The 25,527-nt window shown below is 56.9% G+C and carries 27 protein-coding genes; 14 read left to right on the top strand and 13 right to left on the bottom strand.

What is annotated here, in order from left to right; genetic code table 11:
* The first annotated feature begins 12 nt into the window (after window positions 1–12).
* A complete protein-coding gene (locus VEV40_RS01405) occupies window positions 13–2,655 on the top strand; it encodes an ABC transporter permease (protein WP_324829596.1) in 2,643 nt (880 codons plus the stop codon).
* A 200-nt stretch (window positions 2,656–2,855) separates the two neighbouring features.
* Window positions 2,856–5,489: an ABC transporter permease gene (locus tag VEV40_RS01400; protein ID WP_324829595.1), complete on the top strand. Its 2,634-nt coding sequence runs from the start codon at window positions 2,856–2,858 to the stop codon at window positions 5,487–5,489.
* Between the two features lie 99 nt (window positions 5,490–5,588).
* On the opposite strand, the gene VEV40_RS01395 is transcribed toward VEV40_RS01400, so the two are convergent.
* Window positions 5,589–6,302 (bottom strand): SDR family oxidoreductase, encoded by a 714-nt coding sequence (locus VEV40_RS01395; protein WP_324829594.1) that lies wholly within the window; start codon window positions 6,300–6,302, stop codon window positions 5,589–5,591.
* A 299-nt stretch (window positions 6,303–6,601) separates the two neighbouring features.
* Here VEV40_RS01395 and VEV40_RS01390 point away from each other — a divergent pair, with 299 nt between their 5' ends.
* Window positions 6,602–7,924: a hypothetical protein gene (locus VEV40_RS01390; protein ID WP_324829593.1), complete on the top strand. Its 1,323-nt coding sequence runs from the start codon at window positions 6,602–6,604 to the stop codon at window positions 7,922–7,924.
* Between the two features lie 66 nt (window positions 7,925–7,990).
* Window positions 7,991–8,902: a hypothetical protein gene (locus tag VEV40_RS01385; RefSeq protein ID WP_324829591.1), complete on the top strand. Its 912-nt coding sequence runs from the start codon at window positions 7,991–7,993 to the stop codon at window positions 8,900–8,902.
* Here the strand turns inward: VEV40_RS01385 and VEV40_RS01380 are convergent.
* Window positions 8,896–10,959: a fused MFS/spermidine synthase gene (locus VEV40_RS01380; RefSeq protein ID WP_324829589.1), complete on the bottom strand. Its 2,064-nt coding sequence runs from the start codon at window positions 10,957–10,959 to the stop codon at window positions 8,896–8,898. The two genes, VEV40_RS01385 and VEV40_RS01380, sit on opposite strands and share 7 nt — an antisense overlap.
* A gap of 84 nt (window positions 10,960–11,043) precedes the next feature.
* Here VEV40_RS01380 and VEV40_RS01375 point away from each other — a divergent pair, with 84 nt between their 5' ends.
* Entirely contained in the window at window positions 11,044–11,394 is a 351-nt protein-coding gene (locus VEV40_RS01375) for a VOC family protein (protein WP_324829586.1), read from the top strand.
* Between the two features lie 10 nt (window positions 11,395–11,404).
* Here the strand turns inward: VEV40_RS01375 and VEV40_RS01370 are convergent, their stop codons facing one another.
* Window positions 11,405–11,821 (bottom strand): Rrf2 family transcriptional regulator, encoded by a 417-nt coding sequence (locus VEV40_RS01370; protein ID WP_324829585.1) that lies wholly within the window; start codon window positions 11,819–11,821, stop codon window positions 11,405–11,407.
* 144 nt (window positions 11,822–11,965) lie between these two features.
* Here VEV40_RS01370 and VEV40_RS01365 point away from each other — a divergent pair, with 144 nt between their 5' ends.
* Window positions 11,966–12,763, top strand: a complete 798-nt coding sequence (locus tag VEV40_RS01365; protein WP_324829583.1) for a TIGR00282 family metallophosphoesterase — start codon at window positions 11,966–11,968, stop codon at window positions 12,761–12,763.
* Between the two features lie 3 nt (window positions 12,764–12,766).
* Window positions 12,767–13,510, top strand: a complete 744-nt coding sequence (gene map, locus VEV40_RS01360) for a type I methionyl aminopeptidase (RefSeq protein WP_324829582.1) — start codon at window positions 12,767–12,769, stop codon at window positions 13,508–13,510.
* A gap of 48 nt (window positions 13,511–13,558) precedes the next feature.
* Here map and VEV40_RS01355 read toward each other — a convergent pair whose 3' ends face one another.
* Complete coding sequence (locus VEV40_RS01355) at window positions 13,559–13,921, bottom strand: GIY-YIG nuclease family protein (protein ID WP_324829581.1); 363 nt, start codon at window positions 13,919–13,921, stop codon at window positions 13,559–13,561.
* A gap of 161 nt (window positions 13,922–14,082) precedes the next feature.
* The gene (locus VEV40_RS01350; protein WP_324829579.1) at window positions 14,083–15,801 is read right to left on the bottom strand and encodes a lysine--tRNA ligase; all 1,719 of its coding nucleotides are present in this window, start codon (window positions 15,799–15,801) and stop codon (window positions 14,083–14,085) included.
* A 205-nt stretch (window positions 15,802–16,006) separates the two neighbouring features.
* On the opposite strand from VEV40_RS01350, the gene VEV40_RS01345 reads away from it, so the two are divergent.
* From VEV40_RS01345 to fdhA, 6 genes are all read left to right on the top strand, one after another.
* Entirely contained in the window at window positions 16,007–16,255 is a 249-nt protein-coding gene (locus VEV40_RS01345; protein ID WP_324829578.1) for an AtpZ/AtpI family protein, read from the top strand.
* On the top strand, window positions 16,252–16,662 hold the full coding sequence (locus tag VEV40_RS01340; RefSeq protein WP_324829577.1) for an ATP synthase subunit I: 411 nt from the start codon (window positions 16,252–16,254) through the stop codon (window positions 16,660–16,662). Before VEV40_RS01345 ends, VEV40_RS01340 begins: the two co-directional genes overlap by 4 nt.
* A gap of 51 nt (window positions 16,663–16,713) precedes the next feature.
* The gene (gene atpB, locus VEV40_RS01335) at window positions 16,714–17,457 is read left to right on the top strand and encodes a F0F1 ATP synthase subunit A (protein ID WP_324829576.1); all 744 of its coding nucleotides are present in this window, start codon (window positions 16,714–16,716) and stop codon (window positions 17,455–17,457) included.
* Window positions 17,458–17,588: 131 nt separating this feature from the next.
* A complete protein-coding gene (locus VEV40_RS01330) occupies window positions 17,589–17,891 on the top strand; it encodes an ATP synthase F0 subunit C (RefSeq protein WP_324829575.1) in 303 nt (100 codons plus the stop codon).
* Between the two features lie 143 nt (window positions 17,892–18,034).
* Entirely contained in the window at window positions 18,035–18,451 is a 417-nt protein-coding gene (locus VEV40_RS01325; RefSeq protein WP_324829574.1) for a heme-binding protein, read from the top strand.
* Between the two features lie 64 nt (window positions 18,452–18,515).
* A complete protein-coding gene (gene fdhA, locus VEV40_RS01320; RefSeq protein ID WP_324829573.1) occupies window positions 18,516–19,712 on the top strand; it encodes a formaldehyde dehydrogenase, glutathione-independent in 1,197 nt (398 codons plus the stop codon).
* A 61-nt stretch (window positions 19,713–19,773) separates the two neighbouring features.
* On the opposite strand, the gene VEV40_RS01315 is transcribed toward fdhA, so the two are convergent.
* From VEV40_RS01315 to VEV40_RS01285, 7 genes are all read right to left on the bottom strand, one after another.
* Window positions 19,774–20,313, bottom strand: coding sequence for a DUF3011 domain-containing protein (locus tag VEV40_RS01315; RefSeq protein WP_324829572.1), 540 nt, complete (start codon window positions 20,311–20,313; stop codon window positions 19,774–19,776).
* A gap of 66 nt (window positions 20,314–20,379) precedes the next feature.
* A complete protein-coding gene (locus VEV40_RS01310) occupies window positions 20,380–20,634 on the bottom strand; it encodes a zf-HC2 domain-containing protein (protein WP_324829571.1) in 255 nt (84 codons plus the stop codon).
* Window positions 20,625–21,281, bottom strand: a complete 657-nt coding sequence (locus tag VEV40_RS01305; protein ID WP_324829570.1) for a sigma-70 family RNA polymerase sigma factor — start codon at window positions 21,279–21,281, stop codon at window positions 20,625–20,627. Before VEV40_RS01305 ends, VEV40_RS01310 begins: the two co-directional genes overlap by 10 nt.
* A 1-nt stretch (window position 21,282) precedes the next feature.
* A complete protein-coding gene (locus VEV40_RS01300; RefSeq protein ID WP_324829569.1) occupies window positions 21,283–21,786 on the bottom strand; it encodes a DoxX family protein in 504 nt (167 codons plus the stop codon).
* Complete coding sequence (locus VEV40_RS01295) at window positions 21,783–22,682, bottom strand: putative DNA-binding domain-containing protein (RefSeq protein ID WP_324829568.1); 900 nt, start codon at window positions 22,680–22,682, stop codon at window positions 21,783–21,785. The genes VEV40_RS01300 and VEV40_RS01295 overlap by 4 nt, the downstream gene beginning before the upstream one ends.
* Window positions 22,679–23,551 (bottom strand): DUF692 domain-containing protein, encoded by an 873-nt coding sequence (locus VEV40_RS01290; protein ID WP_324829567.1) that lies wholly within the window; start codon window positions 23,549–23,551, stop codon window positions 22,679–22,681. The genes VEV40_RS01295 and VEV40_RS01290 overlap by 4 nt, the downstream gene beginning before the upstream one ends.
* A 67-nt stretch (window positions 23,552–23,618) precedes the next feature.
* Entirely contained in the window at window positions 23,619–23,912 is a 294-nt protein-coding gene (locus VEV40_RS01285) for a hypothetical protein (RefSeq protein WP_324829566.1), read from the bottom strand.
* Between the two features lie 200 nt (window positions 23,913–24,112).
* Here VEV40_RS01285 and VEV40_RS01280 point away from each other — a divergent pair, with 200 nt between their 5' ends.
* On the top strand, window positions 24,113–24,550 hold the full coding sequence (locus tag VEV40_RS01280) for a DUF6526 family protein (RefSeq protein ID WP_324829565.1): 438 nt from the start codon (window positions 24,113–24,115) through the stop codon (window positions 24,548–24,550).
* Here the strand turns inward: VEV40_RS01280 and VEV40_RS01275 are convergent.
* Window positions 24,547–25,527 (bottom strand): ATP-binding cassette domain-containing protein (locus VEV40_RS01275; protein ID WP_324829564.1); only part of this gene is annotated, 981 nt, incomplete at its 5' end. The two genes, VEV40_RS01280 and VEV40_RS01275, sit on opposite strands and share 4 nt — an antisense overlap.

Genomic DNA, 25,527 nt, shown 5'->3' with positions numbered 1-25,527 from the left:
GAGGCCGTGGTGATGCATTCGCTTTCACGTTTCCTAAGAAGGTTACGGCTCTTCGTTCGCCGCGAAAACTTCAATCGCGAGATGGAAGAGGAAATGGCCTTCCATAAAGAGGAAACGGAAAAAGAATTTCGCGCCGATGGTATGGACGCGTGTGATGCGCGTCACGCCGCGAATTGTCAGTTTGGAAACGAAACGCGATTGCGAGACGAAAGCCGCGAGACGGTAGCGTTCTGGTTTGAAAGCTTTTTAACTGATTGCCGTTACGCGATGCGGCAGTTTATGAAGGCGTCGGGCTTTACGTTGACTATCGTCGTGACTCTGGCGCTCGGCATCGGCGCCACAACCGCGATTTTCACGCTGGTCTATGCAACCCTGCTGCGCAGCCTGCCTTATCCGCAGGCGGACCGCGTTGTTCACATTGAAGACGCGCGCTTGCAGGGCCAGTCAACCGCCGGATTAGTGGGCATGGGGCGGTTCTTTGATATTCGCGCCCGCTCGAAGTCTTTTGCGAGCCTGGGATTCTTCTATTTCGACCACACAACGCTGATCGCCGGTAACCACCTGCCAGTGGCGATGAAGGCCATAGGCGCAAGCGCGGGATTCTGGAATATTTTAGGCGTCCAGCCGATGCTGGGACGCACATTTAACGAGCAGGACGACATGCCGAACGCCCCGGGCGCGGTTGTGTTGAGTTATGGCACGTGGCAGCAGATATTTGACGGCGATCCGGGCGTGATCGGCAAGCAAGTCACGCTCGACCAGAAAGCGGCGACGGTTGTTGGCGTGATGCCGCAGGGTTTCAACATGCCGAACGGCATCGACCTCTGGCAGCCTGCGCAACGCGATGCTGCTGATTTGTGGAGCAAGAATCGCGGCGAAAATACGCGCTTCATCAATGTCTATGGAAGGCTGAAGCCGGGCGTCTCTTTACAGGCAGCGCAAAACGACTTGCATACAATTGGCGAGCAGTTGCGGCGGGAATATCCCGCGACAGACGCCGGATGGCAATTCAGCAGCGAGTCATTGCGCGACGATCTTTACGGCGAATTGCGGCCTGCTCTCGTTGTCCTGCTGATTGCATCCGGTTTTCTGCTGCTGATCGCCTGCGTGAATGTCGCCAATCTGCTGCTGTCCCGCGCGACATCCCGAGAGCGCGAAGTGGCATTGAGACGGGCGCTGGGCGCGTCAGAAGCGCGAATCAGGCTGCAATTTCTTATTGAGAGCACCATGCTGGCCCTGTTTGGAGGCTGCGCCGGACTGGCTGCGACATTTGCTCTGGTCCGCACGGTTGCGGCAAAGCTGCCGGGGAGACTGGGGGCGCCCGGAACCATCGCCATGAATTGGCCGGTGGTGTGGTTCGCTGTTGTTCTTGCGGTCGGGGTGGGAATCGTCTTCGGAATCACGCCAGCCATCAGGAACCGGCAGATTGATCTGAATACGAGTCTGAAACGCGGCGAAGCTCGACTCTCCGTTCCAACTGGCGCCGGAGTACGCGGCGCATTTATCTCCGTCCAGGTCGGACTTTCTGTTGTGTTGCTGATTGGCGCGTCGCTGCTTGCCGAATCGTTCTGGAACCTGCTGAAATCGCCGCTGGGTTTTCAGCCTGACCATCTGCTTACCTTTTCCATTGACCTGCCGTGGAACACGGATGAAGCACGCGTCCGTAATTTCTACGCCGAGATACAGCGCAGGATCGCCGCTTTGCCGGGGGCGCAGTCTGTAGGCCAAATCAGCACGCTACCCATAGTTGACTGGCATTTAAGAGGGAACTTCGACGCGGACTGGCTGCCGCGCAGCCCAAAACGGGACACCGTGAATGTAGAAGAGCGCTCGTTTGCATGGGACTATCTGGCTGCCATGGGTACGCCTCTGCTTGCCGGACGCACATTTACGGAGCAGGATGCGACTGCGGACCTTGCGCCAGTGATTGTGAACCAGCAATTTGTTCGGCAGTATTTTCCCGGCGGCAATCCAAGCGGCCGGCATTTGATAAGCGACAACAGCTACATCGGAACGGTAGAGATTGTCGGCGTGATTGGCAATGTGCGCGGGACTGCTGGCTCAATAGCGAGCAAGGCCGGGCCGGAAGTCTATTTCCCGTTGGATGGGCATTCGGTGATGCGCTCTTTCGTTGTCCGCTCGCATGTCCCGCCGGAGCAGATGATGAACGCCATCCGGGAACAGGTGCATCAGGTCGATCCGCGGCAGGCGATTGCCAATGTCCGATCGATGGACGACCTGCTCGATAAGGCCGTTGCGCAGCCACGCTTGAATATGGCCATCGTTGTGTCATTTGCCGTGGTCGCGCTGCTGCTGGCCTGTGTGGGCATCTATGGCGTGGTCGCTTATGCGGTGGCGCAGCGGACACAGGAGATTGGCGTGCGCATGGCCCTTGGCGCGACACGCGGTCAGATTTCCCGCCACTTCATAAGGCGGGCACTGACTTCGGCCATGTTCGGATTATTTGCCGGAACGGTATGCGCGCTTCTGCTGACGCGCCTGTTGCGCAGCCAGCTTTATGGTGTAACGCCGGACGATCCGGTTATTTATCTGGGGTCCATTGCGCTGCTGCTGGTTCCTGTCGTACTGGCAACATTGCGGCCCGCTTTGATTGCGGCTTCGGTGGATCCGGTGGAGGCGTTGAGGGCGGAGTAAGGGTGGTCAGGTCAGTTCTGTGGTCTCCCACCCCTTCGACAAGCTCAGGGCAGGCTCTATCGCAAACTACGCGATAGGATGGGGCACCCGAGCGAGTAGTTCTCAAACCGGAAAACAACCCCACTCAAGCCAAAGGAAGGCTTGAATGGGCCACCCATCACCCGTTGGATTTTTGAACGTACATAGCACAGGAGATATCGATGGACTGGATGCTTCGCTTCTTTCGCAAACTGGGAATCTTTCTTCGCGGAGACCGGTTTAACCGCGAGCTTGAAGAAGAGATGACATTTCATCGCGAGGAGACGGTCAGGGAACTAAGCGCCGAGGGTATTGCATCTGAAGATGCGCGGCACGCGGCGAACCGGCAGTTCGGCAATGATGCGAAGCTGAGAGGCCAGACGCGCGAGACCGCTGGGTTCTGGTTTGAGAGCGTGTTGCAGGACTTTCGCTTCGCCCTGCGGCAACTGCGGAAGAATCCTGGGTTCGCACTGACCGCGATTCTCATCCTGACGCTGGGCATTGGCGCGAGCGTGGCCATCTTCGGCTTCGTGGATGCGGCGCTGATTAAACCTTTGCCCTACAAGAATCCCAATCGACTGGTCGTGTTGTTTGAGAGTATTCCGCTGGGGCCGCGCTTTCATCTTTCTTATCCTGACTATCTGGACTGGAAGCGGGAGAATACGGTTTTTCAGTCGCTCGATGTGTATGCGCCTTATGGCTTCATGCTGACGGACCGTGACGGAACGCATCAGGCGTATGGTGCGCGCGTGAGCGACGGGTTCTTTCGCACGCTGGGTGTTGCTCCCGTGCTGGGGCGTGATTTCCGTTCCGGCGAGGACCAGAAAAATGCGCCGCGCACCGTTTTGTTGAGCTATTCCGCGTGGCAACGGCGTTTTGGTGGAAGAAACGATGTGTTAGGCCAGACAGTGGTCCTTGACGGCCATCCCAATACGATCATTGGAGTGCTGCCGAGTGACTTTCACTTTGCTCCGGCCGAGCCGGCCGACTTCTGGACAACTTCGCAGAGCGAAATCAGTGATTGCCGGGGCTGTCACGGGCTTTACGGAGTGGCGCGGCTGAAGGACGGGGTTTCTTTTCAGACGGCATTCGCAGACATAAAGCAGATTGCCGACCAGTTGGCGCGGCAATACCCGGATTCGAACCGCGACCAGAAGGCATTCATGTTGCCGATGAGCGAGGTGATCGTAGGAGACATCCGACCTGTACTGCTGGTGCTGTTGAGCGGGGCAGGACTGCTGCTGCTGATTGCGACGGTGAACGTAGCAAGTCTGCTGCTGGTGCGCTCTGAAAGCCGCAGGCGCGAGATTGCTGTTCGCGGAGCGCTGGGCGCGTCGCGAGCGCGGCTTATGCGGCAGTTTGTGACCGAAGGGCTGGTGTTGGTGACAACGGGCAGCGTGCTTGGGATATCAGCGGCCTATGGGATCATGCAGTTTCTTGCTCATGCCATTCCCAAAGACATGATGGCCGGCATGCCGTATCTGCAAGGGATTGGTCTGAATTGGCGGGTTCTGTTGTTTGCCTGCGCGATTTCGGTCCTCGCGGGCGTGTTGTTCTCGCTGACTCCGGCGCTGCGGCTGTCCTTGTCAGATATGCACGATGGCCTGACAGACGGCGGACGAAGCTACGCGGGAACCATGTGGCGGAGGTTCGGCTCGAACCTGGTGGTGCTTGAGTTGACGACCGCGATGGTGCTGCTGGTGGGCGCTGGGCTGCTGGGCAAGAGCTTTTACCGGCTGCTCCATGTGGATATCGGATTACAGCCGGACCATCTGGCGATGCTTACGATTGGCGCAACTACAAACAGCTATGACAAGGACGAACAGCGGATTGCGTTGGAACGGGAGATGATCAGCCGGGTATCCAGTTTGCCGGGCGTGAAGTCTGTGGGAATCTCATCGACTCTGCCCATCGGCGACGGCGACGGCACGGCGGGATTCCGCGTGGTCGGACGTCCATATCATGGCGAGCACATGGAGGTCGCCATTCGCAAGGTAAGTTCCGGCTATTTTCAAACGTTGCACGCGCAATTATTGCAGGGCCGCTATTTCAGAGAGGACGAGGACAAATCGAAGCCGGAAGTTGTGATCATCAGCGAGACGATGGCGAAGCAGTATTTTCGCGGCGAGAATCCTGTTGGCATGGCGATCAGCATGGGCGACAGTGATCCTCATATCGAGATTGTTGGTGTAGTCAAGGACCTGCAGGAAGGGCAGTTGGACGCCAATCCACGCGCTGCCATGTATGTTCCATACAATCAGGGCCCAAGCAGCTTTTTCTCGCTGGTTGTCCGCACGTCGCAGAGCGAGCAGGCGATTCTGCCTTCGCTGACTTCGACCATTCATCAGATCGATCCCATGCTTGCAACCTTCGAGCCTTCGACGATGGCGGAACGCATTCACGATTCACCGTCTGCCTATCTGCACCGCTCGGCGGCATGGCTGGTGGGCGGCTTTGCCGCACTTGCTCTGCTGCTCGGCGTTGTCGGCTTGTATGGCGTCATTGCATATTCCGTAAGCCAGCGGACGCGAGAAATCGGCGTGCGCATGGCGCTGGGAGCGCAGCGCGGCTCTGTATACCGGTTGGTGCTGGGTGAAGCAGGATGGCTTACGCTTCTCGGAATCGCGGCAGGGCTGGTGGTTTCACTGGCTGCAACCATGCTGATGCGTAAGCTGCTGTTTGGCGTGCGCGCGTGGGACGTTCCGACCCTGGTTACCGTGGCAGTGGTGCTGGGAGCGTGCGCGCTGCTGGCGAGTTATTTGCCGGCGCGGAGGGCGGCATCCGTCAACCCGGTGGAGGCGCTGCGGGCCGAGTAGCGGTAGCGGGGTCAGTTTTGTGGTCTCCCACCCTATCGCAAAAGAGGCGATAGGATGGGGCACCCAGATCGGTCGCCGCGCTCAGTATGACAGCCGCGTTCACGGCTTCTGCGTGGGACGTATCAGCACTTCGCTAATAAACGACTGCGGGGCCTGCGTCACCAGCATGGCGACGATGCGGCCCACGTCATCGGGCTGGATTTTCTTGTTGGGGTCCTTGCGGTCGCCCTGGCCTTCAAAGCGTGTGTTGGTTGATCCCGGAGCAATGACGGAGACGCGGATATTGTGCGGTCGCAGCTCCTCGGCGACGGAATAGGTCAGCCCGTTCAGTCCCCACTTTGACGCGGAATAGGCGGCTCCTCTGGGCAGGGGATTGTGGCCGGCCAGCGATGAGATGTTGATGATGTGCCCTGACTTTGCGGCGATCATCATTGGCGTCAGCGCGCGAATCATCAGATAAGGCCCGCGAAGGTTCGTCGCCATCAGCCTGTCCCACTCGGCGGGCGGCATTTCATGCAGCGGTGTACCGGTCGAACCTATAGCTGCATTGTTGACCAGGATGTCGCAGCGCCCGTGGTGCGCGCACAGGTTTTCTGCGAATTTTGCGATGGACTGTTCGTTGAGAAGGTCGAGCTGTGCGGCCTGCGCCGAGCCGCCGGAGGATTGAATCTCGCGCTGTACGCGTTCCAGCCGTTCCATATCGCGCGCTACGAGCATAACGAATGCTCCCATGGACGCAAGACGCTTGCTGATGGCCTCGCCGATGCCGCGTCCTGCCCCTGTTACTACTGCCAGTTGACCTGCAAGTTCCATAATGCGAAAACTCCTGTTGATTGCGGCACTCTCCGCGCAGCTTTGGTGTCTTAAGCATAAAAGGAGGTAAAAGCGGCAGGTCAACCGAATTGTCCTGAAGCCGCATCTCACTTTTGGCATTGACGGAATCGCCAAAAGTGATTACTTGTCACTGATGGCTGCGGGTTTTTATAATTCAGCAAATCGCATCGGACTGCCGAATTTTTTTCCTCAATGATGGGCTGGCGTGTTTCAATGCGAGTGAGCACCCCCTAAAATCCGCATTGAGCAATTATCAGGAAGTTTCCTAGGAGCGTTGAATGAAGAAAGTCGTCGTTGCTTCCGTGTTGGCCGTAGGCGCCTGCACCGCATATTATCTGCCTGCCGCGCTGGCGCTGGACGATGCCCAGAACCAGGGTGCGCAATCTGGCCAGATCACCATTAAAGATCCGGCTGAATACAATGCCTACACCAACGCGGTGGGGCAGTCGTCTCCGGCTGCCAAGGCCTCGGCGATCGAGCAGTTTCTCCAGCAGTATCCGAACAGTCAGGTCAAGGAAGAAATGCTGGAGCAGTTGATGGCCGCCTATGAGCAGGCTGGGCAAGCCGATAAGGAACTGGATGCCGCCAATCGCCTGTTACAGGTAAACCCGAACAGCATCCGCGCTCTGACCATCGTTGTTTACATGGAGAAGAAGCAGACCAGCGACCAGGCCAAGCTGGACGATGCCGCAGCAAAGGCGAAGACCGCGTTGAACGCGCCCAAGCCGTCCAACCTTTCCGATGCTGACTTCCAGAAGCTGAAGACTGCAACTACTCCTATCTTTGAGGATGCCATTGCCGTCGATGCGAATGGCAAGAAGGACTACAAGGGCGCGATTGAAGCCTATACCGCGGAGCTGAAAGCGTATGATCCCGCGCAGACGCAGTCTGGTCCGGGCCTGCTGGCAACCTACAACCTTGGCAATGCCTATGTTTCGCAAGATCCCAAGGACCTGGTGAATGGCGTCTGGTTCCTGACCCGCGCCGCTCAATATGCTCCTGCGGGGTACAAGGACCAAATCGAAAAGGCCGCCGAGTACTGGTACAAGAAGTATCACTGCGCACAGAACGACACGGCCTGCCAGACGAACCTTGACGGGTACGCGGCGATTCAGCAGTTAGCCAAGGCCAACGTATTCCCGCCGGATTCTTACAAGCCGGTAGCCGCGCCTCCGCCGCCTTCGCCACAGGACCTGGCGCACCAGGCCATTGCCAGCACGCCTGATCTGAAGACGCTGGCGCTGGGCGACAAGGAGTTTATCCTGGCCAACGGCACTCCGGATGATGCCGCAAAGGTCTGGGATGTTCTGAAGGACGTGACCGCGGAAGTGCCGGGCACGGTGGTCACCGCTACCGCGGACAGCGTGCAACTGGCTGTCTCTGATGACGCGAAAGCTTCCAACAAGGCGGACTTCACCATCAACATGAAGACTCCGCTCAAGGAAGTTCCGCAGGCCGGAGCGCAAGTGAAGTACACTGCGACCTTCGACTCCTACACGCAGAACCCGCTCATGATTATCCTCAAGGATGGCGAGCCTCCAGCAGCGCCGAAGAAGCCAACAGCAAGGCGTCCTGTCCATCACCCGAGCGGCAGGAAATAGGACCATTCATCAATCCAGAGAGGGCAGCCGCGAGGCTGCCCTCTCTGTCTGGTAGAGTAAAAATCAATGGCAAGATTTTCAGGCCTGCTCCCCCCGGCTGCTCTTTTTCCCCTGCTTGCTGCATTCGCGTCCGCTCAGAACGCGCCGCCAGCCGGTCAATCCTCGCAGCAAGCCGAAGTTAGAAACCTGGAAACCGAGACCGTCTTCTCCCCCATTGAGAAGCTGCAGTTCTTCACGCTCGAACACCGCTCGCCGGCCCAGATTGAGCCGACTGATGCCGACCTGCTAAAGAATCGAAACCGCGACCTGCTGAACGAGGCCGAATTCTACGGCTATGACATGAGCACGGCGGGGTGGAACTATGAGCAGTCTGTCTGCTCGCTCATGCCTGATTACGTCCTAGTGCGCTATACCAGCAAAGACGCAGCGGGCGCGGATTCCATCTTTACGGCACTGGTGCCGCGCAGCGGGGGGCGCGTGCTGGCAGTTCCTGTGCTCAGCCACGGAGCGACACGCTTTAAGCCGGCCCCGGTTGACCCCAGGAATTTTCAAATCTTCAGCCAGGTTGTGCCTGCCGATGTGGCAAAGACAAACAGCGGTCCTGACGGCAAATGGCTCCTTCTATCGGTCTGCTATGCAGAGATGACAGGCGCGCGGCCGCAGGTGCCTAACCATCCCAGCATGGATGTGCGCATGATCAAAGCCCCTCCGCCAACGTTGCGGATTTCCGTCAGCGGACAGGATCACGAGGTCCGGTTCGTTGATCCCATCTCTCCTGTGGAATACCGTTTGTGGGACATTAGCTACGACGCGAATGGCCATGTCATCGGCGTGAGCGATGACCGGCAATCATTTGGGCAGCCTATTGTTAAGACGATTCCTGAGCCGACTCCGAAAGTGATGCCACAGCCCCCAGCTTCTTCGATCAAGGACACGTCCTCGCCACAGCCGGCGGCAAAGCCTGTTCAGCCTCAATGAACACGTTGCGGCCATTTCAGAATCGGCAGGATGCTCGAATAGTCGTCCGTCCACAAGCCCACATTGCTGCGCGTTGCTGACGGAAGGGTGGCATGCGCCACTTCGGGTTGGGCAAGAAACCGCTCATTGTTTGTCAGCAATACCCATTCCGCGATGAAGATTCCGTGATTTTCATCTCCCGCCGATTGGATTGTGACGGCGCGCATTTCCGCCTGCTGCGCTTCGCGCGCCAGCACTGGCTCCAGATCGAGATACTGGCTGGAAATGTGAAACGCCAGGATTCCACCTGGCGCAAGATGCTTGCGGTAGAGCGCCACTGCCTGCTGCGTGAGCAGATGTACGGGAACTGCATCGCCGGAAAATGCATCGAGCACGATCACATCGAATGGGTCGCCGTGTTCGCGGCTAATGGAAAAGCGGGCGTCGCCAAGCACTACGTCAGTGTGCGCCGGAGATTCGCGTAGATAGGTAAATAGCTCCCGCGCAATGCGCTCCACCAGCGGATCGATCTCAAAGAAACGGAAGATATCGCCTTGCTTTCCGTAGGCGGCGATGGTTCCGGCACCTAATCCAACAACTGCGACGCGCTTGGCGCGGCCTTCGCAGCAATAACGCAGCGCCAGGCCCACGCCTGAATCTGGTCCATAGTAGGACGTGGGCTGCATCCGCAGGCCGTTGCCGAAGAGCTGTACGCCATGCTGAATTGTTCCATGATAGAGAGTGCGGGTTGTTTCGGCCAGAGGAGGCCAGTGTGTTTCCGTGACGCGCAGCGTGCCGTAAAAGCTTCGCAACTGAACAAGAGCATCCTGTTGCCAGGCCCTCGCCTGCATTACGCCAATCCAAGCGAGGGCCAATGCCACCGCGGTCCAGAAGATTCGTGCCATGACGCCAAAATTCCACATCACCACCAGGGCCGAAATCGCGGAGAGCACGAGGCCAATGGCCAGTTCGTAGTTTGCTCGGAAGATGGTGGGCGCGGCCACGCCGACGAACAGCCCTCCCATCGCCGCACCAAGCGCAACATGCAGGTAAAAACCGGTTGCTGGCCCTGAAGTGGGGCGCAGCCGGTAAAGCTCGCCGTGAAAAAAGAGGCAGAGCACAAACAGGCCTAGGCAATATAGAGGCACGGAAATCTGCACAGGCAAGCCCTGATGCACATCGCGGGCGAGATATCCGAGAACGCCCAGCGTAAAGGCTGCGAGCCGCACCATCAGCCATCGCCGGTATGCACCCGACGAATGGAACGCAACAATAAAGCTCAACAGATAGGCTGAGAGCGGCAGAATCCACAGCAGGGGGATGGCCGCGACATTTTGGCTTAGATGATTGGTGATAGCGCAGAGCAGAAGGGAAGCGCAGCCGGGCAGCAGCAGCCAGAGAACACGCCGCTGCGGAGTTATTCTTTCGCTCTCAGACTCCAGCCCTGGCCGTTCTTTGCGTTCCGGCAGCGTGTGGCGCACGCTCCAGGCGATGCCTCCGCATAGCACCGCGAAAATGAAGAAGCCCGTCGAAAAGCCCCAAGTTTGCGTCTTCAGTGTGATGTGCGGTTCGATCACTGTGGGATACGCGAGCAGCGCCAGAAGCGCCCCCGCATTGGATAGCGAGAACATGCGGTACGACCAGCCGGCATGGAAACTGTCCGTATACCATGTCTGCAAAAGAGGAGTGGTCGCCGACAATGCGAGATAAGGCAGGCCGATAATCAGCGTCAACAACGTGAAGATGGTCAGGATGGGATGCCACGTTGTGGCCCATTGATTAGCGCGAATGTGCAGTCCCAGCGTGGCCAGGGCAACCGCAAGCAGAGTGACATGAGTCAGCGCCTGCGCTCGGGGCCGCAAACGCAGCGCGACGAAGTCCGCGTACACATAGCCGAGAAATAGCGCTGTCTGGAAAAAGACCAGGCACGTCGTCCACACCGCCGCCGAGCCGCCGAGCACGGGCAACAACTGCTTCGCCACCATGGGCTGCACCAGAAAAAGCAGAAAGGCGCTCAGAAACACAACGCAGGCGTAGAGAAATGTGAGCAGGGCCATGAGGGTTGCGACGGAATCCATTCAGCCTACGCCGTATTCACAATTCTGGTCTACACTGCCGCAAGGATTTGTGTGAGGTGGGTGATGCTCGAGAACGAAAGGATCATGTCTTTTGTAGGAGTGAGTAATGCGGACAAGGCGCGCGCCTTCTATCGCGACACTCTGGGGCTGAATATGCTTTATGAGGACGGCTTCGCGCTCGTCTTTGATGTGGGCGGCGTGATGCTGCGTGTGACGCTTGTGGGCGAGGTGCATCCACAGCCGTACACTGTGCTCGGATGGCAGGTCAGTGACGCAACTTCAATGGCGCGTGCTCTTGCGAGAGCCGGAGTGAAGCCTGAGCAATATCCGCACGTAGAGCAGGATGCCGACGGCATCTGGACTGCCCCTGGTGGCGCGAAAATTGCCTGGTTCAAAGATCCGGATGGCAACATTCTGAGCATTGCCCAGATGTAAAGCCCAGCTCTCAATGCTTGTCTTTTTTCCCAGCCTTTTTCACAAGCTGGCTGAGGTTTGTCTGCGCCAACTCTTTTTCCAGGGCCTTCTGCGCATCTCTGAAAATCTGGCCCAGCGCATGGTTCAGTTTTCCACCTGGGATTGCATGCGCAGAAGCTGAATGGAACATGTCGCCGTGATTCAGCGCGCGGTAAATATCAGCAAGCGAAATTTCCTTGGCAGAGCACGCGAGCCGCGAGCCGCCGCTGGGACCTTTCTGACTTTCCACCAGCTCAGCCCGTTGCAGCAACGAAAAGACGCGCCGAATCACGACAGGGTTTGTGTTGAGCTTACGCGCCACATCCTCTGAGGTCTGCAGTACATCCGGTTCGGCAGCGAGCAGAAGGAGGGCGTGTACGCCGGTAGCGAATCGGGTATTGACGGCCATACTGCCACGCTACCATAGGTTCCGCGAATCGTTTTGTGAAATTCGCCAAAATGGTTTGTAACCGTCACAGATCAAATAGGACTTCCAGCCAACCTGTTCTAAAGTGAATATCAGATTCTTATTTAGACTGTGGGAGTTCTGCATTTGCACATTCTTTTTGTAGGCGATGTTTTCGGGAGCGCCGGCCGCCGCATCGTCCGCGAACATCTCGGTCACGTCGTTGAGCAGCACCATGTCGATCTGCTCGTTATTAACGGAGAAAACGCCGCAGGAGGCTTCGGTCTCACGCCTGCAATCGCCGATGAGTTGTTCGAACTGGGCGCACACGTCATTACGACCGGCAACCATGTGTGGGACAAACGCGAAATTATCGAATACATGAAGTCCGTGCCTGAAGATAGCCACGAACACCCACGCCGTGTGATTCGTCCGGCAAATTATGTAGCCGGAACCCCTGGCTATGGCTTCTATCAGGGCCAGCTCGCGTCAGGGCAGGAATACGCTGTCATCAATCTCCAGGGCCGCGTCTTTATGGGGTCAAGTGACGATCCCTTCCGTGTAGCCGATGCCCTGCTGAAGCAGATCACGGCGAAGGTGATTCTGGTTGACGTACATGCGGAGGCCACGTCAGAGAAAGCCGCTCTGGGCTGGTATCTTGATGGCCGCGTGACGGCCGTGCTGGGCACGCATACCCATGTGCCCACGGCAGACAACCGCGTTCTGCCCAATGGCACAGCCTATCAAACGGACGTGGGCATGAGTGGACCATACGACAGCATCATTGGAGTAGAAAAAGAACTGGTACTGCAGCGCTTTCTTACCGGTATGCCGGGAAAGTTTGAAGCAGCAAAGGGCGATCCGCGCATGGCTGCGACTCTGATCGAATGCGATGGCGCTACGGGAAGGGCATTACGGACACAACGGTTTTTGTTGGGAGAGTAACTTATGTCCATCAAGACGCTGGAAGAACTGGCAGGAATGAAGGCCGCGGGCCGCATCGTACGCAAAATGCTGGATGCCATGAAAAGCGCCGGCCGTTCCGGCGTCACCACTGGCGAACTCGACGAGGTTGGCGCCACCGTTATGCGCCAACATGGAGCGCGTTCAGCCCCTGCCATGGTCTATGGATTTCCGGGCGTAAGCTGCATCAGCGTAAATGATGAGATCGTGCACGGCATTCCGGGCAAGCGACGGCTTCGCAACGGAGACCTGCTCAAACTCGACGTGACCATCGAGAAAGATGGCTTCATGGCCGACGCTGCTGAGACGGTGGTGGTTGGAAACGCATCGCAGGTGGGAGAGCGCCTGGCAGTCTGCGCGCAACGCGCTTTCGAACATGCTTTGTTGGCTGCCCGCGCGGGAAACCGGGTGAATGAAATCGGCCGCGCGGTGGAAGCTGAAGTTCGCAAGAGTGGATTCTTCGTGATTCATCAGCTATGCGGTCACGGCATTGGCCGAACCATTCATGAACAGCCAAGCGTGCCGAATTTTGCCGATCCTCATGCCCGGCAGATTCTTACTGAAGGGCTGGTCATCACCATCGAGCCCATCATCGCCAGCCAATCCAGCCGCGCAGTTCTGGCCCACGACGGCTGGACCATGCGCACCGCCGACCGGGGACTCGCCGCGCATTATGAGCATACTTTGATGATTACAGACAGCGAGCCTTTGCTGCTTACTGCCGCATAGATAGAAACTTTATGCTGTCATCCTGAGCGTAGCGAAGGATCTGCTTTTCTACCCTCGGTAAGGTTTGATCTGAGTACCCGACTCTTCACTCAAATCAACCCATGTCGGGTTCGCCTGCTGAATTAAGGTAATCTTCTTAGCTCTGAGCAAGCCCTTTAGTTCTTTCTCGCGAGCAATAGCCTGGCCAATCCAACTATAGCGCTCAAACCAGACGAGGCGATGGCAGCGATATCGAGCTGTGAAGCCTCCAAAGGCTCCCTCTTTATGCTCTTTGACACGTTGTTCTAGGTTGCTAGTGACACCTATGTAAAGATTGCGGCTCGCGCTGGCCATGATGTAGGTGTAGTAGATTCGTTGAGTCATTGCGGATAGGTTAGTGCAGCTACCGACGAAAAAAAGCAGATCCTTCACTCCGCTTCGCTTCGTTCAGGATGACATCACAATTGCTAGCGATGGTGTTTGTATCATTATGCTAAATCGCAGCACAGATAGTGCTGTCATCCTGAGCGCAGCGAAGGATCTGCTTTTCTCTATGCTCCAGCAACGACTCGGGTTAATTACACGATCTAAGATCACTCCTCGGTCTTCTGCGGCCTTAACAACGGAAACAGAATCACATCTCGAATCGACCGTGCCCCGGTGAGAATCATCGTGAGGCGGTCGATGCCGATGCCTTCGCCTCCGGTTGGCGGAAGGCCATAGGACAGGGCGCGGACGTAATCTTCATCCATCTGGTGGGCTTCTTCGTCGCCGTGTTCGCGCTGCTCAATCTGCTGCTCGAAGCGCTTGCGCTGCTCCTCGGGATCGTTCAACTCGCTGAAGGCGTTGCCCAGCTCGAATCCGCCAATATAAAACTCGAAGCGTTCCACCCAGTCCGGCTCGTCTGGCTTCTGCTTCGACAGCGGCGAGACGGCGAGAGGGAAGTCGTAGATGATGGTTGGCTGGATGAGCTGATGTTCGGCAATGGATTCAAAAAGAGTAGCGATGGCTATCCCAAGATTGCCTAACTTGTCTAGAGCATCCTTCGCAGGGCTTAGTGCAACATGAATCTCGGCGGATTTTCGCCACTGCGCGTCGATAGCAACCTCTTCCGGTGTACTAAGACCGCCGAAAGAACCATGGGGTAAATTCTTTGGAAGCACCGAGTGCTCCTTTCCGCCTTCGCGCCATCGACCGTGTGATATTGGTGCATTCTGAAGTGCAGAGGACAACACGCGTTCGAGTGTTTCTATGCTCTCGAAGTCTGCCATCTTCGGTTTTGCACCATAATCCTCAGGCCAGAACTCAATGATTGCCTCACGCATTGAAAAGCGCTCCCACTTTGCCAGATCAATCTCATGCCCGTAGAAGTGCGTAATCGTCGAACCATTTACATCCTTAGCAACCGAAACGATCAACTCTTCCGTCAACTGCATCAGGTCGTGGTAGTTCGCATATGCCTGGTAGAACTCGAGCATCGTGAACTCAGGATTGTGCTGCGTCGAGATGCCCTCGTTGCGGAAGTTGCGGTTGATCTCATACACGCGGTCGATGCCGCCAACCACCAGCCGCTTCAGGTAAAGCTCCGGCGCAATGCGCAGGAACAGGTCCATGTCAAGCGTGTTGTGATGCGTCACAAACGGACGAGCCGCCGCGCCGCCCGCGATAGGCTGCATCATCGGCGTTTCCACTTCGATGTATCCGCGCGCGTCAAAGAAGTTGCGGATCGCCTTCAGTACCTGGGCGCGCTTGATGAAAACATCGCGCACGTTGATCTCGTCGAGACCGCCTTCATTGAGAGGCGTATTCATGAAGAGATCGACATAGCGCTGGCGATAGCGCAGCTCCACATCCGACAGGCCGTGATACTTTTCCGGCAGTGCCAGCATGGCCTTTGATAGAAACGTGATCGTCTGCACATGCACCGACAGTTCACCCGTCCGCGTGCGGAAGAGATAGCCGGTTACACCAATGTGGTCGCCCAGATCAAGCAGCTTGTAGAGTTGGAACGCCGTCTCGCCCACGTCATCTTTGCGGACGTAAATCTGCAGACGTTCGCCATTCTGCTGCAGGTGCGCGAAGCCCGCCTTGCCCTGACCGCGAATTGCCATGAGGCGTCCGGCGACTGAAACCTGAACACGATTCGCCTCCAGCTCCTCCGCCGTCGCCTCGCGATACTTCGCCCAGATATCGGCGATGGTATGCGATGCGACGTACTGGTTCGGGTAGGCCTGCTGCCCGAGAGCGGTGATCTGGTTCAGCTTTTCCTTACGAAGAGCGAAAAGGTTCCGCTCAAACTCGGATTCAAACACGTTGGCGCCTCTGCTTGGTGCGATTTGAAATGGGTAAAGGACAAGTATAGCGAGCCAGCGCGCCTCGCGGCACAAGCAGGCCAGCAAGTCAGCGTGTCGCTGAGATTCGGAATGTCTGCGGGGCTGCTCACTCGCCTGCGCTGTCAAGCGCGCTGACTTGCCAACCCGCTGAAGTGATATAACATCCTTCGAGCACCCACTAAACATGACTCCGAACGAGCCGCCCCAGAAAAAAGACGACGGAGGAATGGACACGCTGCTGCGCGCTGAAAAGCTGACGCAGATCGCTGTCATCCTCCCTTGCGCGGTTTTTATTGGATGGCTGATGGGCGTGGCGCTTGACAAGTGGCTCCACCAGCACTGGATCTACATTGCCGGCATCATTTTTGGAGCGGTGGCTGGCTTCGTTCAAACCTTCCGGCTGATCGCCGCCTCAGGAAAAGACCAGCAGTGACCGAAACCGGCAATCCAATCTTCGACTTTACCGACGCAGACCTGAAAGCTGCGCTGCGCCGCGCCTTCAAGGTGACCGCGATCATCGGGGTGGTCCTCGCCGTCGTCCTGACGTTCGTCTATGGCTGGCGGACAGGCACTCTGCTTCTGATTGGGGCTGTTATCTCGGCAACTGGTCTGTGGGAATGGCAGCGGCTGGTGGCCTTCATCAATGCCCGGCTCGACAAGCAAAAAACCACCGGGGCGGGCCGTGTTGCCACCACTTTTTTGCTGCGCTTGTTGTTCGCGGCAGGACTGCTCTATGTTAGTCTAAGGTGTTTACACGGGTCGATTTACGCGTTGGTGGCGGGCTTGGCTTTAGGCATTTTTGCCCTGACCGTCGAAGCTGTGCGCATGATTCGCTCCTGACAAAGATCTGCGGCAAATTACCTACAGGGACAGAGACGTTTTTAGGAAGTCATGCACAGCTTTCTCGTCGCAATCACAAGTCTGCTTAACCGGCTCTTCGGAGCGTATGTCACCGAGCTGCTGAATAAGCTGCACATCTATCCGCTGCATCCCACTACGCCTATTAATGACCGGCTCACCCTTGAGCTGGTAGTAGCTGCTGTCCTGGTGCTGTTCTTCATCGTGGTGCGGGCAACACTGAGCGTCGAGAAGCCGGGCAGCATCCAGCATCTGGCCGAGTTGATTCACGGATTTGTGGATGAACAGGCGCAATCGGTCATGGGGTCTCATGGGTACGAAGGATTCATGCCGTATGTGACCACGATCCTGCTCTTTGTTCTGCTCTGCAATATCATGGGTCTCTTTCCGCATATTGAGACGCCCACAGCAAGCCCGGTTGTTCCGCTCGGCATCGCCATCATCACATTCATCTACTACAACTTCCACGGCGTGCGCGTGCAGGGGCCTATTGGCTATTTCAAGCACTTTCTCGGCCCGGTTATCTGGATTTCTCCGCTCATGTTCCCGATTGAGATTTTTTCGAACCTGGTGCGCATCATGTCGCTCACCGTTCGTCTCTACGCGAACATGTTTGCCAGCGATCTGCTTACGCTCGTCTTCTATTCGCTGATTCCGATTGCGATTCCGGTCATTTTTCTCTTCTTGCACCTCGGCGTCGCGATTATTCAGGCGTATGTCTTCATGCTGCTGACGATGATTTATCTCGCCGAGGCGACGGCGCAGGAAGGCCACTGATTCAGAATTAAGCTTCGCATCCGGAGTTCTGCTTCCACTTCGGAAAAGCGGCCGTGAGCGTGAGGGAGCCAGCCCGGTGAGCCTCAACCACCCACTGACGGCACATTTTGAAGGAAGCAAGGAGAAATACAATGCGCAAACTGCAATATCTATTCATGACGCTGGCCGTCCTCTGCATGGCCTCGCCCGCGTTCGCACAATCTACCGGCGGTTCCGCGCCCAGCTGGGTGCCCATCGGCGCCGGCATCGGCATGGGCATCGCTTCCGGCCTTTGCGGCATCGGGCAGGGCCGAGTTGCCGGCTCCGCTGCCGAAGCCATTGCCCGCAACCCTGGAGCGCGCGCTGGCATTCAGCTGATGCTTGTCCTCGGCCTGGCTTTCATTGAGTCGCTGGCCCTCTTCACCCTGCTCATCGTCTTCGCAGTCGTGAAATAGTTGCAGTTGGAAGCAAGGGGCCTCCGTTACCGGAGGCCTTTTCGTTTCCGTCAAATACCGCCTCCGGATTTCATGCGCATGTCACTCGCATCCCATAAGATATAGACGCAGTCCATCTCATATGCAGAAAGAAAGGAAGACCAATGGCAACAGCACAGAAAACGGGCGTATCGCTTGAAGACGCGCGCCGCGTCATTGCCGCAGCAGAGAAGAAGGCGCAGGAGATTGGTCAGCCTATGAACATAGCTGTCGCTGATGAGGGAGCGAATCTCGTCGCTTTTGTTCGGATGCCGGGCGCGTGGATTGGCAGCATTGATATCTCGCAGAAAAAGGCATTTACATCGCGCGCGTTTGACATTTCCACGAAAGATCTGGCGCCGCATGCGCAAAGTGGCAGTCAGTTTTTCGGAATCCACGCTTCGAATGATGGAAAGATAATGATTTTCGCTGGCGGCATTCCGCTCAAGAGCGGAGACAAAGTTGTAGGAGCCATCGGCGTGAGTGGCGGTTCAGGTGATCAGGACCACGCAGTTGCAGATGCTGGCGCAGCGGCTTTCTAGCCGTATCAGCGCGCAGGAAACTTAAAACCCAGCTAATTTTCATACGCAGTATCACGGAGGAACCATGGCCACAAATCGTGGTGTTATTTACATGGGCCCCGGCAAGGTTGAGGTCCAATCCATCGACTATCCGAAAATGCAGACGCCTCAGGGGCGCTCCATCGAGCATGGCGCGATCCTGAAGATCGTCTCAACCAATATCTGCGGTTCTGACCAGCACATGGTCCGAGGCCGCACCACAGCCCCTAAAGGCCTGATTCTCGGCCACGAAATTACCGGTGAAGTCATCGAGAAGGGAAAAGATGTCGAGTTCATCAATGTTGGTGATCTCGTCTCCGTCCCGTTCAACATTGCCTGCGGGCGCTGTCGCGCCTGCCGCGAGCGACACACAGGTGTTTGCCTCAATGTGAATCCGCAACAGCCCGGTGGAGCTTACGGCTATGTCGATATGGGTGGATGGGCGGGGGGCCAGGCGCAATATGTGCTTGTTCCTTATGCCGATTTCAACCTGCTCAAATTTCCTGACAAAGACCAAGCCATGTCGAAGATCAAAGACCTCACCATGCTTTCCGACATCCTGCCAACCGGCTATCACGGCGCAAAGTCTGCGGGCGTAGAGGTTGGATCGATCGTTTATATTGCCGGGGCGGGCCCGGTTGGGATGGCTGCCGCCGCAGCGGCCCAGATTTTAGGCGCGGCAGTCATTATCGTCGGAGACAAGATCGCCGAGCGGCTTGCTCACGCGAAAAAGATGGGCTTCGAAACCATCGATATAGGCAAGCACGACAATCTCTCCGAGCAGATTGAACAGCTCATAGGCGTGCCCGAAGTTGATGCTGCCGTCGATGCCGTTGGTTTTGAAGCCAGCGCTCATGGAAACCCCAGCGAAGCAGCGCCGGCGAGCGTGCTGAACCAGTTGATGGGCATCACTTTCGTTGCCGGCGGCGTTGGCATTCCAGGACTCTACGTTGTCGAAGATCCCGGCGCGCCAAACGAAGACGCGAAGAAGGGAATCCTGAAAATTCGCATCGGCAAAGGATGGTCCCGGTCGCTGCACTTCCACACCGGCCAGGCGCCCGTGCTGCAGTACAATCGCCAGCTTATGCAGGCGATTCTTCACGACCGTCTGCCTATCGCGAAGATCGTCAACGCAACCGTCATCAGCCTCGACAAGGCTCCCGAGGGTTACGCGGATTTCGATAAAGGGGCGGCAAAGAAATATGTGCTCGACCCAAACGGATACCTCGGAAAAGCAGCATGAGCACAGAAGTAAATAAAAAGGCCTCCGTCGGACGGAGGCCTTTTGCTATGTATGGTTCGATTTATCGACCAAGTGCAAAATCGGCACGGCAACCGCGGTCAACCCAGATGCCGCGTTGATCGAATCCCCAGCTATATCCGCTGCGGCAGGGAGCGTCGCTTCGTTGCCGTACCAGACGCACGCCGTTGCGTGTAATGGCGGGGCAGAAATTTCGACCACCGTTATTAGACGAGCAGGTGATGACTGACCCAGTCGGCGGTCCCTGTGGCGGGTAACCTGGTCCTGGTCCTACCGATGGATAGCCGGGACCGGGGCCGTACGGAATCCTGACAATAAAATCAGCCCTGCAACCGCGATCTACCCAGATGCCGCGCCGGTCGTATCCCCAACTGTATCCCTGTCTGCAGGGCGATCCGCTTCGCTGATTCACCATGCGCACGCCGTAGCGCGTGTCCGCCGCGCAGTAGTGCCGGTTGCCGTCATCGGAGGCGCAAGTGATCCTCGGTCCATCCCGATATGTCGTTCCGCTTTGTGCTGAAGCGCGTGAAGTGCCCAATGCTATAAGACTGACCGCCAAAAGAACGAATTTTAGTTCCCCCAACGTTTCTCCTTCGAGATTCGATTCAAAGCATACCTTACGCCCCGATTATTAATCGAACGCAACTCTTCAGGCCGGCTCCGGAGCTTCCTCAGCCAGCACCAGATCGAGCCGCGCATGAAGCTGCTTGCTGAAATCAACCGGCAGTTCGAAGACACGGTCGTCCGCCATGAGAATGATGACGTTGCGCGTCGAGTCGAGCACCGCCGAGCATATTTCACAGTGCGCGAGGTGCCTCTCCACATCGGCGCGCACTTCGGGGTCGAGCGTGCCTTCAATGTAATCGGAGATGCGGTCCCACACATGTCTGCAGTTCAGAACCATGGCAACCCCCTCAGCATTCCATCCCTTTTTGTGCTTTTCAATTCTGCTTTTAACTGCGGCGCAAGACGTTTTTGCAACAGCAGGCGTGCGCGATGCAGCCGGACTTTTACCAGCGATATAGAAATCCCCAGCGCCTCGGAAGTTTCATTCACGCTGAGTTCCTGCATGTCGCGCAGGATGACCACCTCACGAAACCTAGGGGGCAAATTGGCTATCGCCTGACGCATCAGCGCACGTATTTCCTGGCGCTCCAGCGCTTCGGACGGAACCTCGCGCCAGTCCGTGAGCGCAGCCGGGGTGTAGTCGCCGTCTTCCGCGTCATGGTCATCGAGCGAGTCAAACGTCGCGCGCTTTGCTTCACGTAAGCGCGTCCGCGCTTCGTTCAGCGTAATCGCAATAAGCCATGTGCTGAACTTCGCGTCGCCGCGAAAGCTGGCCAGTTTGCGATAGGCGCGCAGGATGGCCTCCTGCGCCACGTCTTCCGCTTCTGTTTCATTCTTCACCAGCGACAGCGCAGTGAGGTACACCTGCCGCTCATACGGGCGGATGAGATCGTGGAATCTCTCGCGTTCGCCATTCAGGACTGCCGCAATAAACGCCCCTTCGCGCTCCTGCTGCAATCCCGCTATGGCCTGTGGCGCGGTCATGCTATCGCCTGCGCCGATGCGTGAAGTAGTAATCAAGCGAAAAGAACCCGGCGCCGAAGATAAGTACGATAAGCGAGGCAAAGAGAAACGTAAACGGATCGGCATTGTAGAACTTGCCAGGGTCGCTGAAAATCGAACGCAGGGCATCACGGTCTGAGGTCAGGTACGCGACAAACATGTCGCACGCCAGCAAAAAACCCGTGAGTCGCGTCGCCAGGCCGACAATCAAAAGAATGCCGCCAAAAAGCTCAAGGCAGGAGATCGCTGGCTCCACAATCCCAGGTGCCGGAATACCCAGGCTCGCAAAAAACTCAACTGCGTGCGAGTTGTGCAGTCTACCCCAGCCCGATTGTGCAAACTGCCATCCCCAGTAAAGCCGCACCAGCAACAGAAATGGCGAATCAAGCCACGCGGCGTAGCTCTTGAACCGGCAGTACAAGCCGCTGAGCCTTCGTATGAGCGAATGGCTCTTGGTCGCAGTGATGGGTGCGGGTTGCGTGCTCATAATACTTCTTCTTGCCTTTCGTATCTTGTGAACCAGCCGAGCGAGGACCAGGCCTGAAACGCCGCTTGCAGAAACGCCGCGTGCTCCGCTTCAGGCATTGCGCTCCCGGCAAGTGCCGTGTCGATGGCCATGCCGATCGGCTCGCCTGCCATCAGTGCCGATAGAAGCAGGTAGTCTTCGCGGCTGAGCCGCTTGTAGAAGACCGAGTTCTCATGCCGGTGCACCGCAAGGTAAATTTCCTCCGGCTCCATCTCCGCAACATGGCGCGCCCGCTTCCGCTTCCGCGCAATGCTGGCGTTGTTACTGCTCGAATCGCTGCTGCCGCTCTCGCTGCGTATATCGATGATCAGATCGTCAACCGAATAATGCAGCTTCAGCACGCGCAAATAAGGCTGCAGGCGCAGGATCGAGCCGTCGTGAATCTCCGCCAGATCATCCGCGTCAATCAGCGGATCGTCCGCCGAATCAAACGCCTCAATGTGCGCCCACTCAATCCGCACCATATCGAGGGCAAGCTCGGCGCGCGGTTCAACATACTCGCGATGTGTCAGCAGCCAGTTTTCAAGCTGCGATCCCAGATTGCGCAGCGTGAACGACCGGGAAGGGAAGTCGGTAAGATACGTGCGCATAAGCGCATCGAACTTCTTCCGGCCTATGACCGCCATCAGTCCGGGAAAATCCTCTTCAAAGCAGGAGTACAGACGGAACCAATACTGGCGGTTGTAAATCTCGAGCCGCTCAAACGATGTGAGCCGGTCATTCGGCTTGATCAGCGCCTCGGCTTCGCTGTTGTTCGACGTACCATCCTTGCGACGGTGAGGCATAGTCTCCTGCCGCGTTAGAGGATGCATGATCGCTGCGGCAACCCGGCGCTGTATCTCCTGAAGCTCGCTCATCGCGCCGCCTCTTCCAGTTCCGGATGCGCCGTTTTCGCCGCTGCCCGCAGAAACCTGGTCGCCTTCAAGGCCTCGGCATGAACTTCTTCAAATGACGGTATGTTGTCGTCCCACTCCAGCAGAGTCGCCGTCGGGCCTGCGCGCTCGATAGCGCGCGCATACAGCTGCCACACCGGTTCCAGCACCGGGTGATCGTGTGTATCAAGAATGTACTTCTCAAACTTTGAATGCCCGGCGATGTGAATCTGCGCGACTCGCTCCGCCGGAACTGCATTCACATAGGTAAACGGATCAAAGCTGTGGTTCTGCGACGAGACGTAAATGTTATTCACGTCGAGCAGAATGCCGCAGTCCGCGCGCTCGACGACCTCGTTCAAAAACTCCCACTCGGTCATTTCTGAAACGTGATACTCGGCGTAGCTCGAAACATTTTCAACCACAACTGGAATCTCAAGAAAATCCTGAACGTTCCGGATACGCTCCGCCGTCACCTTCACCGCTTCCCACGTGTAGGGCATGGGCAGCAGGTCATGCGTATAACGTCCATCAACAGATCCCCAGCAAAGATGGTCACTCAACCACGGCGTCTTCGTTCGCTTCACCAACCGCTTCAAGCGCTTCAGATGCTCCGGATCGGGCGCGGTCGCAGAGCCGAAGTACATCGATACGCCGTGCTGCACCACGTTGTACTGTTCGAGTATCCGATCCAGCACATCCAGCGGGCGCCCGCCGTCAATCATGTAGTTTTCCGAGATGATCTCGAACCAGTCCACCACTGGTTTCTTGCTCAGAATGTGCCGGTAGTGCGGAATACGCAGCCCGATTCCAACGCCGTATTCCGTAAAGCCGTTAAAGCGATTCGCAGGCACTGCTCATTCTCCCCAGAAAGTACAAGGGGCCATGCCCGTGCTGCGCATGGCCCCTTGATGAAGAAGACTACTTCGGCATCTTCGAGCCGTCAGTCGCGCAGCCGCCCTTGCCTTTGCAGCTGTTCTTGCCTTTGCAGCCGTTGTCGCTGCTCTTGCAACCACCTTGTCCCTTGCAGTCATTCTTGCCTTTACAGGAGTGCTTCGTAGTGTCCTGCATCGAACCGTTTGCAAACGACGCTTTGCCCACCTTGACCACTGAAGTGGCGCTGGTTGACGTGGTCGCAGCTTGCATGGTCGCGGCGCCGCCCAACATGCCGGAAACCGCTGCGGCAACCATCAAGGTCTTCATTGAATGCTTCATACGTTGTCATTCCTCCGTGATTTTGCAAGCCTAAGACCTGCCGCTCTTCGCGACGGTGGGAGACCTGCTGCTGCCCATAAGAATATGGGACGGAGAAAAGGTTACAGCATTTAACCGGCAAATAGGCAATCGTGAGAAAAATTTGCGGCCAGCGCCGGATTCATGACGGCCACTAGACATTTCTATAGGATGAACAGAATATGAGTGAGAGAACACCGCAGTCATTCGCAAACTACAAGCGCCGACTACCCCCGTTTCACTTCTTCGTCATTCCTGTTCTCATTACAAACCTTATCGTGGCCATCGTGTATCTCATACTGCATCCGGGACTGCTGCCGGCATGGTTGCTCATCGTTTCCGCTGCATTATTGATGCTCGCATTTCTGGTGCGCATCAATCCCATCAAAGTGCAGGATCGCCTGATTCGCCTTGAAGAGCGAATGCGACTTACCGCACTGCTTTCTGAACCAGAGCGGGCGCGCGTTCCAGAGCTTACGGAACACCAACTCATTGCGCTCAGGTTCGCGTCTGATGCGGAAGTTCCAAATCTGGTTCAAGAAGCGCTTAGAGAGCAATTAGGTCCTAAAGATATTAAGAAGAGAATTCAGAATTGGAGACCTGACCACTCCCGCGTCTAACTCTGCTTCGCTTCTAATTCCGCCCAGCGCGCATACAGCGCATCGACTGCCGATTGTGCTACTTCCGCTTCAGCAAGCGCAGCCTGCAATCTTAAGGCGTCGACAGCAATTTTCGGGTCTTCAAGCTCCGCCTGCTTTTGTTGCAGCGCTGCTTCCGCTATTGAGATGCGGTTTTCAATATCTGCCCATTCGCGGGCCTCAAGATATGACAGCTTCTTTTTTGATGACGTCGAAGCCGTTTTAGGAGTTTGGCGCGCAGGTTGCTCCTTCTGCTGCCTTCTTTCCGCCAGCCATGACTCCCACTGTAAATAATCCGCAAAACGCTCTGCGCCACCTGCGCCATCGAGGCCCAGCACCACATTCGAGATGCGGTCGAGCATATAGCGGTCATGCGTCACCAGCACCAGTGCGCCCGGATATTCAAGCAGGCTCTCTTCCAGAATTTCCAGCGTGGCAATATCAAGATCATTCGTCGGCTCATCGAGCAGCAGCAGGTCTGCCGGTTGCAGCATGAGATTCGCAATCAGTACTCGCGCCTTCTCACCGCCAGAAAGCCGCGACACCGGCTGATTGAGCTGCTCGCCGGTAAAGAGAAAGCGCGCCGCCCATGAGGCGACGTGAATGACGCGGTCCTGATACACCACTGAATCACTCTCTGGAGCAAGCGCGCGCCGCAGTGTGAGCGATTCGTCCATCTGCCGATTCTGCTCAAAGTAAACTACGTTCAGCGCGTTGGCTCGCTGAATCGATCCCGCATCCGGTTCGATCTCGCCGCTCAACAGCCGCAGCAATGTAGTCTTGCCACTGCCGTTCGGCCCGACCAGCCCTACACGCATGCCGGCCGTGATCGCAAAATCCAATCCGCTAAACAACTTCTTGTCGCCAGCCGAGTATTCAATGTCTTCAAGCGCGATGAGCCGCTTCGTTTGCCGATCGGTCGCACTGAAATCAATTCCAGCTGAGCGTGTCTGCATACG

It is taken from the genome of Alloacidobacterium sp., assembly GCF_035631355.1.
Lineage (GTDB): Bacteria > Acidobacteriota > Terriglobia > Terriglobales > Acidobacteriaceae > Alloacidobacterium.
This window is presented reverse-complemented; position numbering and strand designations above follow the sequence as displayed.

Excerpts from the sequence above, each read along its gene's own strand:
- VEV40_RS01405 (WP_324829596.1), top strand. The coding sequence starts at position 13 with ATGCATTCGCTTTCACGTTTCCTAAGAAGGTTACGGCTCTTCGTTCGC.
- VEV40_RS01400 (WP_324829595.1), top strand. The coding sequence starts at position 2,856 with ATGGACTGGATGCTTCGCTTCTTTCGCAAACTGGGAATCTTTCTTCGC.
- VEV40_RS01395 (WP_324829594.1), bottom strand. The coding sequence starts at position 6,302 with ATGGAACTTGCAGGTCAACTGGCAGTAGTAACAGGGGCAGGACGCGGC.
- VEV40_RS01390 (WP_324829593.1), top strand. The coding sequence starts at position 6,602 with ATGAAGAAAGTCGTCGTTGCTTCCGTGTTGGCCGTAGGCGCCTGCACC.
- VEV40_RS01385 (WP_324829591.1), top strand. The coding sequence starts at position 7,991 with ATGGCAAGATTTTCAGGCCTGCTCCCCCCGGCTGCTCTTTTTCCCCTG.
- VEV40_RS01380 (WP_324829589.1), bottom strand. The coding sequence starts at position 10,959 with ATGGATTCCGTCGCAACCCTCATGGCCCTGCTCACATTTCTCTACGCC.
- VEV40_RS01375 (WP_324829586.1), top strand. The coding sequence starts at position 11,044 with ATGTCTTTTGTAGGAGTGAGTAATGCGGACAAGGCGCGCGCCTTCTAT.
- VEV40_RS01370 (WP_324829585.1), bottom strand. The coding sequence starts at position 11,821 with ATGGCCGTCAATACCCGATTCGCTACCGGCGTACACGCCCTCCTTCTG.
- map (WP_324829582.1), top strand. The coding sequence starts at position 12,767 with ATGTCCATCAAGACGCTGGAAGAACTGGCAGGAATGAAGGCCGCGGGC.
- VEV40_RS01345 (WP_324829578.1), top strand. The coding sequence starts at position 16,007 with ATGACTCCGAACGAGCCGCCCCAGAAAAAAGACGACGGAGGAATGGAC.
- atpB (WP_324829576.1), top strand. The coding sequence starts at position 16,714 with ATGCACAGCTTTCTCGTCGCAATCACAAGTCTGCTTAACCGGCTCTTC.
- VEV40_RS01330 (WP_324829575.1), top strand. The coding sequence starts at position 17,589 with ATGCGCAAACTGCAATATCTATTCATGACGCTGGCCGTCCTCTGCATG.
- VEV40_RS01325 (WP_324829574.1), top strand. The coding sequence starts at position 18,035 with ATGGCAACAGCACAGAAAACGGGCGTATCGCTTGAAGACGCGCGCCGC.
- fdhA (WP_324829573.1), top strand. The coding sequence starts at position 18,516 with ATGGCCACAAATCGTGGTGTTATTTACATGGGCCCCGGCAAGGTTGAG.
- VEV40_RS01310 (WP_324829571.1), bottom strand. The coding sequence starts at position 20,634 with ATGGTTCTGAACTGCAGACATGTGTGGGACCGCATCTCCGATTACATT.
- VEV40_RS01305 (WP_324829570.1), bottom strand. The coding sequence starts at position 21,281 with ATGACCGCGCCACAGGCCATAGCGGGATTGCAGCAGGAGCGCGAAGGG.
- VEV40_RS01300 (WP_324829569.1), bottom strand. The coding sequence starts at position 21,786 with ATGAGCACGCAACCCGCACCCATCACTGCGACCAAGAGCCATTCGCTC.
- VEV40_RS01295 (WP_324829568.1), bottom strand. The coding sequence starts at position 22,682 with ATGAGCGAGCTTCAGGAGATACAGCGCCGGGTTGCCGCAGCGATCATG.
- VEV40_RS01285 (WP_324829566.1), bottom strand. The coding sequence starts at position 23,912 with ATGAAGCATTCAATGAAGACCTTGATGGTTGCCGCAGCGGTTTCCGGC.
- VEV40_RS01280 (WP_324829565.1), top strand. The coding sequence starts at position 24,113 with ATGAGTGAGAGAACACCGCAGTCATTCGCAAACTACAAGCGCCGACTA.